We start from the raw sequence: 14373 nt of genomic DNA, 5'->3' as shown, positions 1-14373 counted from the left end.
CTATAAAGTACGTGAAATAAGGATTTGACCATGACTATTTTGTTAATGTTAATAACCGCAGCGGTGGTGCTGTTGTGCATACCCGATACGCGTAAAAAGCTGGTAACTCGACCTGCTTTTAAAGTGTTTAAGAAAATTCTTCCTCCCTTATCTCAAACCGAGAAAGAGGCGATGGAAGCCGGTTCTGTATGGTGGGATGGCGAATTGTTTGGCGGCAAGCCAGATTGGAATAAACTGCACAATTATCCCAAAGCTACTTTAAGTGAAGACGAACAAGCCTTTATGGATGTTCAAGTGGCCACGCTTTTAGACATGCTGGATGACTTTGATATTGTGCAAAATCAACGTGATCTACCACAGCAAGTATGGGACTACTTAAAAGCCGAAGGTTTCTTCGCACTTATTATTCCTAAATCTTACGGTGGCAGAGAGTTCTCGGCCATTGCCAACTCAACCATCGTAAGCACCATCGCTACTCGCAGTTTGTCTGCGGCTGTAACTGTAATGGTTCCTAACTCCTTGGGCCCTGGTGAGTTGTTGCTTCACTATGGTACTCAAGAGCAAAAAGATCATTGGTTGCCAGGATTAGCTGACGGTACTCATGTTCCTTGTTTCGCCTTAACCGGTCCCGAAGCTGGCTCTGACGCAGGTGCAATTCCCGATAAAGGCATAATTTGTAAAGGTGAATTTAACGGCGAAGAAGTGGTTGGTATTCGGTTAAACTGGAACAAGCGTTACATTACCTTAGCCCCGGTGGCTACTGTAGTGGGTTTGGCGTTTAAACTTTATGACCCAGAAGGCCTGTTAGGTGATCAAGAAGAGTTAGGTATTACTTGTGCGCTTATTCCTGCCGACCACCCTGGTGTTCGCACTGGTGACCGCCACTTCCCACTGGGCTTAGCGTTTATGAACGGCCCAACTTTTGGTGAAGATGTATTTATCCCGCTAGATTGGATTATCGGCGGCGCGGATTACGCGGGTAAAGGCTGGCGTATGTTGGTTGAATGTTTATCTGCTGGTCGCGGTATTTCTTTGCCAGCCCTTGGCACCGCTGTGGGCCATATGAGCTCGCGTACAACCAGTGCATACGCTTACGTTCGTAAGCAGTTTGGCTTATCAATTGGTCGCTTTGAAGGGGTCGAAGAAGCGCTTGCTCGAATAGGTGGCATGACTTACCAGCTAGAAGCGGCTCGTCGTTTAACTGCAGGCGCTTTAGATTTAGATCAAAGCCCAGCCATCGTTACCGCTATTGCTAAATATCACATGACCGAAATGGCGCGTACAGTATTAGACGACGCCATGGATATTCACTCTGGCCGTGCGATTCAGTTAGGTGCCATGAACTATCTTGGCCACGCTTATAATGGTGTACCTGTAGCAATTACTGTAGAAGGCGCAAATATTCTAACCCGTAACTTGATGATCTTTGGTCAAGGTGCAACTCGTTGTCATCCATATGTACTTAAAGAGCTACAGGCTGCGGCAAATCCTGATGAAGAAGCAGGTTTGGCAGAATTTGATAGTTTGCTTCTAAAACACATTGGTTTTGGTGTTGGCAACTTTGCGGGTAGTTTATTCCAAGGTTTAACTGGTGCTGCGTTTAACTCAAGCCCAGTATCGGGCGACACTGCGGTTTATTATCGCCAGTTAACCAGAATGAGCCGCGGATTAGCGCTATGTGCCGATATGTCTATGCTAATTCTAGGTGGCGATCTTAAACGTAAAGAGCGTATCTCTGCCCGTTTAGGTGATGTGTTAAGTAATCTTTATCTAGCTTCTGCCACCTTAAAGCATTATGAAGATCAAGGCCGTCCAGCAGAAGATCTACCTTTTGTTAAGTGGGCAGTTGAGCGTAACTTGCATGAGATTGGCGTTGCTTTTGAAGGCTTCTTCCAAAACTTCTCAAACCGTGTTGTCGCCCGTGTGCTTAAAACTGTTGTCTTCCCTTATGGCAATCGCTTTAAGTTGGCCGATGATCAAATAAGTCATCAAATTTGTGAAACCATGATGACGCCAGGAGCTGCACGCGAACGCTTAAGTCACTTGTGTGTAACTACTGGCGGTGAAGGTGACGCAGTAGCGATTATTGAGCAAGCATTCTTAGCTATGTATAAGGTTCGTCCTTTAGAGCGCAAAATTGCTAAGGCACAAAAAGCTGGCCAGTTACCGCGTAAAGTTGCCCTAGCTGAGATTGTTGAAAAAGCTCTAGCGCAAGACATTCTTTCTAAAGAAGAAGCAAGTAACTTGCTAGAAGCAGATAAGTTGCGTTACCAAGCTATTCAAGTTGATCACTTTGAACCTGGTGTATTAGAAGCGAAAAATGCACCTATAGAGTCTGAAGTTAATGTAGCTTAGCGTTACAGCAGTTTGTAGATAAAAAGGATGCTTTGAGCATCCTTTTTTATTGCCTGATATCTAACAGTTAATCTTCAAAGAAGTCCAATAGCGTAGATGTAAGACTTAGGTGGTTATCAGAGTTCTCTTGTAGATTTTACGCGCTAGGTTAAAATAAGTGATGCTGCAGTTAACGTATCGAGCGGGTAATAGAATACTTAGTGCGGAACTGTTTAACGCTAATGGCGCTGGAGAGCGTTAAACGAAAATGCTGACAAACAGGCACAAAAAAGCCAGCTTTCGCTGGCTCCTAGTAGACATTCTACAATGATTTATCAGTGCGCGAGTCTTTAAGGCTTTGTTTTACTTTACGTAGATTCTCTCGGAATTTTTCGCCTCGGCGTAGGGTAAAGCCGGTAGCCAATACGTCAATCAGTGCCATTTGCGCAATGCGTGATGCCATAGGCATGTAAACGTCTGTGTCTTCTGGTACATCCATAGACAATACAAGGTTACATTCTTTGGCCAGCGGTGAGTCTTTACTGGTAATGCCAATAACCGTTGAGTCGTTTTGTTGAGCAAGTACCGCGATATCAATCATCGCTTTAGTACGGCCAGTATGCGAAATCAATATAATCACATCTTCTTCGGTAGCCACAATGCAGCTCATACGCATCATTACTACATCGTCAAAGTAACTAACGGGCACATTAAAGCGGAAGAACTTGTTTAGTGCGTCTTGAGCAACCGATGCAGAAGCGCCTAGACCAAAGAACGAAATTTTCTTGGCTTGGGTCAATAAATCTACAGCGCGATTTACTGCATTAGGGTCTAAACTATTTTTTGCTGCTTCGAGGCTCGCCATAGACGATTCGAAAATCTTAGAGGTATAAGCTTCTGGGCCATCTTCTTCGTCAACATGGCGGTTAACGTAAGGCGTGCCGTTAGCTAAGCTTTGAGCTAAGTGCAATTTAAAGTCTGGGAAACCTTTAGTGTCTAAGCGCCGACAAAAGCGGTTTACTGTCGGTTCACTTACGTCAGCGAGTTTTGCTAATGCAGCAATACTTGAATGAATCGCCGTTTGAGGGGAGGCGATAATTACCTCAGCAACCTTACGTTCTGATTTGCTGAAGTTTTCTAAATTTTTAGTAATTTTTTCAAGCGTATTCATAATATCCGTTATTTTTAGCGCATTTGTTATGTCGACGTTGTCAAATGTAATAATTTTTCAACAAAATTATATGTCATACAATTACACAGACACTTTAGTAAAACAAGCTGAATTATGAGCAATCATAGACTAGAGAGGGATTTTATAGTTTGAGCTAGGTCTAATATCTTTGAAAATGAGTATGCAATTAGTAATTTACTAACGAAATTTCAGAACAAAAGCGGTAAAATTCGACAACATAAATATAGTACAGCCATCTTAATCTGAGTTTGTTAGGATGCGTAATAATATTTTTCTATTTTTTGAACTTGGTATGAAGGAAAACAAAATGGCCGGTTTTGGTTTAATTGCCGACGTAGGTGGTACAAATATTCGTTTAGCACTTGTTGAACTTAAAACAGGTGAAATAGGGCGTTTAAAAAAGTATTTATGTGCTGACTACCCAAGCATCGCTGATGTGATTTCCCTGTACCTTAAAGAGCAGCAAGAGACTGTAACTCAAGCTTGTGTTGCCATTGCTTGTCCTACCGACAAAGATTGGATCGCGATGACCAATCACAGCTGGGCCTTCTCTAAGAAAGAAGTACAAGAACAATTAGGCTTTGAAGGTTTCCACGTAATTAATGATTACACTGGCATTGCTATGTCGATCCCAACATTGACTGATGAGCAAAAAATCCAAGTGGGCGGTGGCGAAGCTAAAACAGGCGCACCAATCGCAGTATACGGTCCTGGTACTGGTTTAGGAGTAGCTCACTTAATTCACCACGACAGCGAGTATGTATGTATTCCGGGTGAGGGCGGCCATGTAGAGTTTGCCGCAAATGATGAAAAAGAAGCACACGTTTTAGCATTTTTGCAAAAACGTCTGGGCCATGTTTCGGCAGAGCGCCTACTTTCCGGCCCTGGTCTAGTAAACATTTACGAGGGTCTAATGGATATGCATGGTAAAACAGCAGAAAACTTTGAGCCTTCAGATGTAACGTCTCGCGGTTTAGACGGCAGCTGTCCAGTGTGTGTAGAAGCAATGGAAGTGTTCTGCCGTGCTTTAGGCTCGTTTGGCGGTAACTTAGCGCTTAACATGTCTACCTTCGGCGGCGTATACATTGCTGGCGGTATCATTACACGCTTTATGGATTTCTTTAATAACAGTGAGTTCCGCAAGCGTTTTGAAGATAAAGGGCGTTTTGTAGATTTTGTGGCAAAAGTGCCTGTTTACATCATTACTGAAGAACAGCCTGGCTTGCAGGGTGCAGCTGCTTACTTACGTCAAAGTAACGGCTACCGTATCTAGGTCCAACAGCTGTTTAATGAAAAAGAAGCTTCGGCTTCTTTTTTTGTTTGAGTCAGCAAAAATTGTTTAAGAACTCGGCAGTTGCCAGTATTTGGCCAAAAAGTTATTGACCCAAACATAAGTGATCCGTAATCTAGCGCCTCATTATTGCTAAGCGCAATAAATCAAATAAGGTGACGTGTCCGAGTGGCTGAAGGAGCACGCCTGGAAAGTGTGTAAGGGGCAACCCTTCGAGAGTTCGAATCTCTCCGTCACCGCCATCTTCATGTTTAAAGACGTCCAAGGGCGTCTTTTTCCTTTTCTAATATCCAATGCAAACAATAAGATAACGATCCAATATCGTTCATTAGCATTGATTGATATCGCTGTAAAACAAGATTGTAACACTACCATTTGGAAGCATTGCTCTATATTGCGGACACCACTTTTTGAATCGACGCATCTACTGTTTCATTATTTGGTGCGACTTTGTAATGCTGCTTTTCTCCCTCCTTCTTTTGAATGATTCAATCCATCAAACCTGATTAATACGTTTCTTAAATCCTCTTTATGATTGGTTCCAGTTACACGCAAAGCGTATTACTCATACGGATTATTTAGCGTCGTATAACTTTGAATTGGCGCTAAGCAACACAACTGAGTTCTACATATTTTAATTGTTATCATATTTAGGATATTCCATGACACACGATAAACACGCAGACCTAAGCCCTTACGAGCAATTTAATGTTGAGCTTCCTCAGCAGTTCCCTGAACAAGGCATGGCAGCCCGTGCTGCAGCAGCTTTAGTTAAAAGTGAATGTTGGACCGATGCAAACCCAATGCTTAATTTGTCATCATTCGTTACTACATTTGTAGAGCCTGAAGCCGCTGAGATTTTTAAGGACGGTTCATTCCGTAACTTTGCAGATCCAGATATGTATCCTCACACTAAAGCAACTGAAGAAAAGTGTGTTAATTGGTTACATGATTTATGGAATGGCCCTAAAGATGTTGAACCTTATGGTGCGGCAACAATTGGTTCTTCAGAAGCATGCATGTTGGCTGGATTAGCACACAAGTGGAACTGGCGCCAAGCACGAGAAAAAGCAGGTAAAGATGCCACAAGACCAAATATGGTAACTGGCGGTAACGTTCAGATTGTTTGGAAAAAGTTCCTTAAGTACTTCGATGTAGAGCCTCGCATTGTTCCTTTAAAGCCTGGTCAATACCGACTAACTGCAGAGCAACTTGACGAGTACGTTGATGAAAACACCATCTGTGTAGTAGGTATTGCAGGTCAAACTTTCACCGGTGAAGATGATGATTTTCAAGCTATTCACGATTGGTTAGATGCCTACGAAGAAAAAACGGGTATTTCTATCCCAATGCACATTGATGCGGCTTCTGGTGGCTTTGTTAATCCTTTCTTATATCCAGAATATGAATGGGATTTCCGTTTGCCACGTGTGCAATCTATTAATGCATCTGGTCATAAATTTGGTTTAGTGCCTCCAGGACTAGGGTGGGTAATCTTTCGTGAGCGCGCCGTTTTCAATGAAGATTTAGTTTTCTACGTAAATTACCTTGGTGGTGAGGCCGCAACAGCAACGCTTAACTTTAGTAAGAGCTCCGCTACGGTTATGGCTCAATACTACAACTTCATTCGTTTAGGCAAAGATGGCTACACCCGCATCATGAAGCAAACTGTTGAAAATGCCGAGTATTTACGTGACCGTTTATTAGCCACCGGTAAATTTAAAGTAATGAACGAAACCCAGCGTATACCAGTTGTTGCGCTAACACTAGATGAATCAGTGACTAACTACAACGAGTTTGATATCTCAAACAAAGTACGTGAGCGTGGCTGGATATTATCGGCTTACTCTATGCCTGCCAATGCTCAGGAAGTGAACAGTTTACGTATCGTTGTTCGTCCTCACTTAAACCGCGATGCCGCGGAAATATTAGCCAAAGATATTGAAATGGCCTGCGAGTATTTAGAAGAGCATGGTGGTAATGCTACACCTCCAAAACTTCATGATTTACATAAAGTGTCGCCAGGCAAGTGTTAAGTATCGGCACATTATGAAGTAGTGGAATAGAAGAAGTAGTGCTTACTTCTTCTATTTTGTTTTAAATGAAGGTGGTTTCTAATTATGAATGTTCGAACGAAACTGGCGGGCGTATTGGCTGCGCCTCCAAAATACATTTTAAGCCTTATACTGGGCTTATGTTTTTTATTAACTCTGTTTGTTGGTAACGCTTATGCGTCAACAATTGAATCAGAGGCTTCCAGCGGTATTGCTTGGGCTTTAAGTTATTTAGCGAGTAACCCTTTTGCTTATCTGTTTTTAACCTTAGCGATTGGATACCCCATTGGCCGAATTACCGTTGGAGGAATCAATTTAGGTGCTACAGCGGGCACTTTGGTCACAGGTATATTAATTGCTCTGGCCTCTAGTGCACTTTATGGGATTACCTATGATATCCCAGGCTTAGTAGAAGATATTTTTCTGATGCTGTTTATGTATGCCTTAGGTATGCGAGTTGGTCCTCAGTTCTTTTCTGGCTTGGCAAGAGGTGGTGTTGACTTCTTAGTTATTGGTTTAATTGTTGTTTTCTCCAACTTCTTAATCGTTTTCTTTGGCGTGAAAGTGTTAGACCTAGGGCCTGGTTATGCAGCAGGTATTATTTCGGGAAGTTATACAGTGACCGCCGTAATGGGTGTGGCTCAATCAGCAGTAACTAGCGGAGCTTTCCAATTACCTGAAGGTGTAACAGCTGATACGGTAGGTGCCAATATGGCTGCAGGCTATGCCATTAGCTACGTATTATCTTCAATATTCATTATCTTGTTGATTAAATACTTACCTAAGATGTTTGGCAAAGATGCTGTGCTTGAAGCCCAAAAAGCAGAACAAGAATTTAGTGGCGGTGAAGATGGTGGTGCTCTACCTGGTACAGCAGGTACATCTATTTTAGGGTTCACCGATAAGCAGATCCGCTCGTATAAAGTTGAACACGCAGAGTTGGTTGGCAAATCCGTTAGCCAATTGTTCAAAATGAATCCTCATGCAGCAATTTTAAAAGTAGTGCGCGGTGACGAAGTGATTGATGCTGAAAAAGATCCTTCTTTACAGTTAGGCGATATTGTTGGTGTGTTGGGCGATTACAACCTACTACTCAATGGCAAAGATAAAGTTGGTAAAGAAGTCTCGGAACCTCGCGCCAGAATGGTAGATATAGAAGTTGCGGATATTCATGTAGGAAAAACAGAGTTTGCAGGAAAAACGCTGGCAGAAGTGGGCCGAAAGATTGGTTTTGGTTTACATCTAAAGTCGTTGTTTAGAGCTGGTGTGGCAATACCACATCTTCCTAAAACTATTGTAGAAAAAGGCGATGTATTACGTCTTGCTGGTCCTACATGGTGTGTAGAACAAGCCGCTAAATCGCTTAAAGCTACACCTATAGTTGAAAGCGCTTATACCGAAGTATCATTTATGTCATTAGCCTTGTTTATTGGTTTTGTGATTGGCCATGCTAGTGTTGAAATTGGTGGAATTCCATTTGCATTAGGTACTTCTGCAGGCTGTATGTTGATGGGGATTTTGGTGTCTTGGTTGCGTACGCGCAATCCAGATTTTGGTGGCCCTACTAGTGAAGGGGCTAGAGCCTTCCTAAATGACATTGGTTTAAGCTTATTTGTGGCGGTTCTAGCTGCTGGAGTTGGACCTAAAATTATGTCTTCATTCCAAGGTACTATCGTGCTTTGGATAGCAGTACTAGGTTTGTTAGGCGCTTTAGTGCCACCATTCTTAGCTTGGCTCTACGGTTACTACATTAGAAAGATGAACCCGGTCATATTAGCTGGAGCTTGTGCTGGAGGACGAAATAGTACGCCTGCGCTAAATGGTATTCAGGACATTTCGCAAAGTGGTATTGCTGCGGTAGCTTACCCAGTACCTTATGCGCTTACCTCTGCAATAGTCTTGATCTTAGGTTACATGGCTATGGTGTTCTCATAACCCTTAACGATTAAGCATGCGCTTATCATTTGTAAAGCCTTAATAGCAGCTTGCTATTAAGGCTTTTTACTCATAAGACTACAGGTACCTTTAATGACACAACCTACAGGTATACGTATTGCGATTAACGTGATGCGAGCTCGCCTAACGATTGTGGGCTTTATCATCGCTATTGTATCTTTTCAGATTTCGACCTTATTCAATATTGATGGTGGAATAGCGCTGCCAGGCGTAAATCATGGTATTCATATCAGAGCTGATATGGCGTTATTTGTAGCACTCGCTTTATCGGTTATTTCGTTAATTTGTTTTATTGGTTCATCAACGATGGACGAGTTAGGAGCTTGCGACCATTGGTTATTCGTAGTGGGCGATTTACTGATGTATCTAGCTCTAGCGAGCGCGATTACCGGCTTTTTTATGCCTTTAACTGAACAACTTTCGCTTATCGCAATGCAAGCGCCCATGCAGAAAAGCCAGCTAGCCATGTTTCGCTTAGCCATTGTTACGCTAGGCTCTATCGCGTGGTTTGCTGCTGTATATCTTGGTCCAATAGTCTCGTTGCTACGCTCACCATTTACAAAAAAAACTAATATAAGTTTGAGATTTGGGTATCTTGCTTTATTAGTTGGCTTGTTTTGGTTTAACCACCAAGTATTGTTATTTGAAGCTAGTTACTTACCTAAGCCTCTACCTGGCCAAGTTAACTATTGGTATGAATTACTACAGCCACTAACTTGGTGACCTTAATTCTTTTTCACAGAATCCATCACTTCATCACTCTATAACTCTTATGCCGTAGGGCTAAAATCTTGTGAGCGCGTAAATGCTCTACAAGCCACCTTCGTTAGTGCATTAACTTGTGTTGGCTAAAACAAGGCATCCAGTTGCTGGCTTATATTGAATAGGTAGGACTTGATCCATCAATGCTGATTAACGTTGCTCGAACACTTCTAATAATATGCCTGTATCCAAATAGGGCTGGGTATTCCAGTTTAGTTTAAGGCGGTGTCATAGCCTTCCCATTTTAACTAAGTAGAGAAGTCGCATCATGAAAGGCATTATTTCTGTTCAATCACATGTTGTTTATGGCCATGCTGGAAACAGCTCGGCGGTGTTTCCACTGCAACGTATGGGTTTTGAAGTTTGGCCCGTTCATACCGTACAGTTTTCTAATCATACGCAATATGCTCAAGGGTGGACTGGCCAATGCTTTCCGGCAGATGCCATCTCTGATTTAGTGAAGGGAATTGATGCAATAGGGCAGTTACAACAATGCCAAGCTATTGTGTCTGGTTATTTGGGCGATGCCGCTCAGGCGAAATCACTAATCGCCGCCGTAGATATGGTTAAACAGGTTAATCCAAAGGCGATATACGTTTGCGATCCCGTTATGGGTGACCCTGATAAAGGCTGTATTTTAGCAGAAGGTATTAGCGAGTATTTGGTTGAACAGGTTATGCCTAAAGCAGATGTGATAGTGCCTAATCAATTTGAACTAAGCCGCTTTGTAGGGATGGAAATAACCACCTTAAATGAAGCTATCGAAGCATGTCAGAAGGCTTTAACAAAAGGACCCAAAGTGGTGTTGGTTAAACATCTACATAGTTTATCAAAGCAGCAGTTTTGCATGATGATGGCTGATTCAAGTGGCTGCTATTTGGTTAAACGTCCTAATCTAGAGTTTGATAAAGCCCCTGTGGGCGTGGGCGATCTGATTTCGGCGCTATTTACCGGAGGTTTATTGAAAGGTTGGCCACCCATTATGGCTTTAGAGCATGCTAACAACGCGAGTTTTGGTGTATTAGAGGCTACTCGGCAATGTGGTGAGTGGGAGCTGCAAACTGTTTTTGCACAAGATCAGCTAAGCGAGCCTCGCCACAGCTTTGCTGCTTCTAAAGTGGCTTGAGGTAGAGACGATGTTTAATACAAAAACCTTAGTGCAGATTGTTTTGGCTACGTTAGTATTAAGTGCTTGTAGTTCGCATCATGAGCTAGACAAACGCGTAACCGAAAAGAACTATCAACAAGTAGCGTTAATAGCCGAGCAATCATTGAGTGAACCGTTGCGCTTTTGGGGCAATGAGGCACCAAATTTCCTATATAACAAAGACACTCATACTACAGTATTACGTACCTCATCTAGTTCGCTAAATATTCTTGCCTTATCTGGCGGGGGAGCAAACGGTGCCTATGGTGCTGGCATTATTAATGGGATGTATGAAAGCGGCAACTTACCTGATTTTGCTGTGGTCACAGGTGTAAGTGCTGGCGCTCTTATTGCGCCATTTGTCTTTGTAGGTGGCGACGACATTGTCACTATGAAAAACATCATGTTAGGTATTAGCGATAAGCGCATTTTGTCGAAGCGCAATTATTTAAATGCCTTATTTAAAGACGGGGTTAGTAATGGGCAAGGCTTAAACGAGTTTATTGCTGCAACGTTTGATGAGCAAATGATCGCTAAAATTGCTGCTACACATAACAGTGGTAAGCGCTTGTTTATAGGCACAACGCATTTTGATTCTGGTAGACAAGTTGTTTGGAACTTAGGTCAAATTGCGGCAAGTGATCATCCCAATAAGGATCAGCTGATTCATCAAGTGCTAAGTGCTAGCTCATCTATACCCGGCATTTTTCCTCCGCAGTTTATTGAAGTAAACGCTAGTGGCGAAAGCTTAGAAGAGATGCATGTAGATGGCGGTCTTAGTGCACAAATGTTTGCCGACCCAGCCGGGTTTGATTACAACAACATAGCCCAGGCATTAGGCATTGATAGCTCACCAAATATATATGTGGTGCGTAATGGCAGACTAGATCTACCTTATCAACATTTGAAGGACAGAGGTGTAGAGTTGCTTGGGCGTAGCGTTCAAAGCTTAACCCTTAATCAAAATCGTGGTGATCTATATCGAATCTTATATTTTAGTGAAAAGCATAACTTTAACACCAAATTCACCTACGTTACTGCAAACTTTACTGAGAAGAAAAAGGGTAAAAAAATGTTTGATGAAGACTATATGTTGGCGCTTTATAATTACGGTTTTACGAAAGCAATTGACCAGCAACAGTGGCACACAGAGTTACCCTAATAGTGCTCGCTTGCTTAATATGAGGCGAAGACAAGTTCATCTTGCTTCGCCCTTGCCACCAGATAGCTTGTTCTCGTTATCTAGCTCTTCGTTCGTTAATGTACGCAACAACCAGTGACTCTACATCTTTCTTTATTTCCATTATCGCTTTAGCGCGCGGTGCCCAAAGCGCAATAGGAAACTGAAAATCATCTCTCACTTCGTTCAAGTTAAGCTTTTGTAGTTGTAACAAATCGCCCAGGTCTTCAATTGTGACCCTTGGCAATAATGACCATCCCACACCTTGCTGAACTAAGCTAAGTAATAGCGAGAAGTCTTCAATAACTTCATAATTAGATGACAATAGAATTTTTTGAGAGATCTCATCATCTAAATAAGCTTTTAGTATCAGCTGTTTGCTGGTCTTTAAAACACCAAATATTTGATCGTCTGGTAACTCTGCCAAAGGACTATTTTTAGCTGTGTATAGACCAAAAGTAAGGTAACAAAGGAAGGTAATATCGAAACTCGTAATGGGGGTGCGTTGATCTACATTTACAAAGCCCAGTTGTATTGAATCATCTTCGATCCCTGCTTTAACCTCTTCTTTGGTTTTAATTAGAAAGTTAACTTTCATTGCCGGGTATTTTTCTAATAAAAGCTGACGAATACTCACTAATACATCACTGGGAATTAGACTTGTATAGGCAATATTTAGGCACTCTAATTGCCCGTAAGATAGGCTAAGTGCCATTTTGTTAAAGGATTTAGCTTGCTCTATTGTTACCTTGGCGTAGCTATATAAAAGTTGCCCTTCATTGGTGGGTTTAGCGCTTCTGCCAATTCGCTCAAACAGCTCAACGGCCAGTTGGTCTTCTAGATTGGTTATCACTTGGCCAATGGTGGTTCTGTGTTTGTTTAGTTTAACCGCTGCCTCACTAAATGAGCCCTTTTCATAAACCGCTACAAATGCTGCAAGTTGTTCCAGACTAAAATGCATGTGGATTTGGTCCTTCAAGTCCGATTATCACTGAGCAAAGCATAGCACTATTCTAGGTAGCAATATAAACACCTACCGTTTTAAAAGAGCTATCCCATGAAAACTAAACAGAGCCTTGCCCGTGGCACCTTAATGGCAAACGTTGGCGCAGTGGCAACGGCGATCCGTATCGCTGAACAACCGGATGCTCGGTACATTGAACAGAAGTATGCGCAAATACTTAATCAAAGTGCAGAACCTTTGTTACCAGTATCAGCGAGCTTGCAGGGATTTTCACTTGAGCAAATTCGTCATGCGCACAAAAACTTTAGCCCTAAGCAATTTGTTATGGGGGGCAACGATGCACTTATTTATAACTCGTATTTAAATCGTTTTTTGCCGTCCTCGTTAGTGAATCCAGCGGAACCTAACCATCGACTTGCTCGGTCGATTAACCCATTAATTGGCGAGGTAATAGGTAAAAACCAAACTTGTAGTTTAAACGACTATGTTTCTTTACCGGAAAGCCGAGTGCAAGGCTTAATTATTGTACAGGCAGGTAAGGTGGTATTCGAGCTCTATCCAGGAATGAAAGCCGAGCAAAACCATGTATGGATGGGGCTGTCGAGTTTAGCAATTAGTATGGTGTTTGCTCAGTTTATTGATGAAGGGAAGATTGATATAGATAGATCTATAAGCGTATACCTTCCGGAGTTTCGCAATACCGAGTGGGACAGGGTGAGCATTCGTCAAGCGATCAATGGTACTAGTGGTTTAAACATTACTCCTACTCAACAGACAATGTTTGACCCCAATTCCTATATGTCTCGTTTCTTAGCGGCTCAATTTGGCCGGCCAAATGCATACACCGGTTACCAAGAAAACTGGCTCGACATTGTAAAACAAATTAAAAGAGAAAGAGGGGAGGCAGCTGCCACTGAACAAGGGGTTGGCCCAATAACACGAGCCGTTTTAGCTTATATTGCGGAAGAAATTGAACAGTTGCCTTGGACACAAATTTTTGAAAACAGAATTTGGGGAAATATTAAAGCAGAGGCGCCGATGGTGGTGACCTTAGCGCCAGATGGCACCGCTCTAAGCCACGACTTTATATTGTCTTCGATAGAAGATGCAGCTCGCGTAGGATTGTTACTTTGTCCTAGTTGGCCAACTATTACCGATACCCCGGTATTGCCTGCCAAGCTTATGCTGGACATGGGTAAACGAACTGGCTTAGCGCGAAACAGCACGTCGCATGCATTTAATTTTGACAAGGTTTATGACGATGGGGCGCGTTGTCTACAAGGCTATTTTGGGCAAGGCATGTATATCGATACTAAGCGCGATTATGTTGCGGTGTATTTTTCGTCACAAGCTTTTGAACCTTTGAGCTGCCCTTCTAAGATGATGGAGTATTTACGAGCGGCTGCAAATCAGTTTTATTAGTTTTGAGGATGTGATCCTACATTCGCGATTAACTCTTTCCTTTTTTACGTTTTAATCTCAGCGTATATCGA

General features: G+C 42.4%; 10 protein-coding genes and 1 tRNA gene. 9 read left to right on the top strand and 2 right to left on the bottom strand.

Annotated features, from left to right (window positions below; translation table 11 throughout):
• The first annotated feature begins 30 nt into the window (after positions 1 to 30).
• A complete protein-coding gene (locus ACYFDN_RS00600) occupies positions 31 to 2355 on the top strand; it encodes an acyl-CoA dehydrogenase (protein WP_472591085.1) in 2325 nt (774 codons plus the stop codon).
• Between the two features lie 301 nt (positions 2356 to 2656).
• On the opposite strand, the gene ACYFDN_RS00595 is transcribed toward ACYFDN_RS00600, so the two are convergent.
• Complete coding sequence (locus tag ACYFDN_RS00595; RefSeq protein ID WP_016401844.1) at positions 2657 to 3505, bottom strand: MurR/RpiR family transcriptional regulator; 849 nt, start codon at positions 3503 to 3505, stop codon at positions 2657 to 2659.
• A gap of 328 nt (positions 3506 to 3833) precedes the next feature.
• Here ACYFDN_RS00595 and ACYFDN_RS00590 point away from each other — a divergent pair, with 328 nt between their 5' ends.
• From ACYFDN_RS00590 to ACYFDN_RS00560, 7 genes are all read left to right on the top strand, one after another.
• On the top strand, positions 3834 to 4799 hold the full coding sequence (locus ACYFDN_RS00590) for a glucokinase (RefSeq protein WP_483509666.1): 966 nt from the start codon (positions 3834 to 3836) through the stop codon (positions 4797 to 4799).
• A gap of 172 nt (positions 4800 to 4971) precedes the next feature.
• A tRNA-Ser gene (locus tag ACYFDN_RS00585) sits at positions 4972 to 5059 on the top strand.
• 420 nt (positions 5060 to 5479) lie between these two features.
• Entirely contained in the window at positions 5480 to 6853 is a 1374-nt protein-coding gene (gene gad / locus ACYFDN_RS00580) for a glutamate decarboxylase (RefSeq protein WP_483509665.1), read from the top strand.
• 84 nt (positions 6854 to 6937) lie between these two features.
• Positions 6938 to 8806, top strand: a complete 1869-nt coding sequence (locus ACYFDN_RS00575) for an aspartate:alanine exchanger family transporter (RefSeq protein ID WP_483509664.1) — start codon at positions 6938 to 6940, stop codon at positions 8804 to 8806.
• 93 nt (positions 8807 to 8899) lie between these two features.
• Positions 8900 to 9550 carry a hypothetical protein gene (locus ACYFDN_RS00570; protein WP_483509663.1) on the top strand — a complete coding sequence of 217 codons (651 nt, stop codon included), beginning with the start codon at positions 8900 to 8902 and terminating at the stop codon, positions 9548 to 9550.
• A 307-nt stretch (positions 9551 to 9857) separates the two neighbouring features.
• Positions 9858 to 10715 carry a pyridoxal kinase PdxY gene (gene pdxY / locus ACYFDN_RS00565; RefSeq protein WP_483509662.1) on the top strand — a complete coding sequence of 286 codons (858 nt, stop codon included), beginning with the start codon at positions 9858 to 9860 and terminating at the stop codon, positions 10713 to 10715.
• A 10-nt stretch (positions 10716 to 10725) separates the two neighbouring features.
• Positions 10726 to 11898, top strand: a complete 1173-nt coding sequence (locus tag ACYFDN_RS00560) for a patatin-like phospholipase family protein (RefSeq protein ID WP_483509661.1) — start codon at positions 10726 to 10728, stop codon at positions 11896 to 11898.
• A 76-nt stretch (positions 11899 to 11974) separates the two neighbouring features.
• Here the strand turns inward: ACYFDN_RS00560 and ACYFDN_RS00555 are convergent, their stop codons facing one another.
• Positions 11975 to 12877 carry a LysR family transcriptional regulator gene (locus ACYFDN_RS00555; RefSeq protein ID WP_483509660.1) on the bottom strand — a complete coding sequence of 301 codons (903 nt, stop codon included), beginning with the start codon at positions 12875 to 12877 and terminating at the stop codon, positions 11975 to 11977.
• A 96-nt stretch (positions 12878 to 12973) separates the two neighbouring features.
• On the opposite strand from ACYFDN_RS00555, the gene ACYFDN_RS00550 reads away from it, so the two are divergent.
• Complete coding sequence (locus ACYFDN_RS00550; RefSeq protein WP_483509659.1) at positions 12974 to 14302, top strand: serine hydrolase; 1329 nt, start codon at positions 12974 to 12976, stop codon at positions 14300 to 14302.
• The last annotated feature ends 71 nt before the right edge of the window (positions 14303 to 14373 follow it).

It is taken from the genome of Agarivorans sp. D1326 (assembly GCF_056958115.1).
Note: the sequence above shows the minus strand (reverse complement) of the source record. Positions and strands in the feature narration are given on the sequence as shown.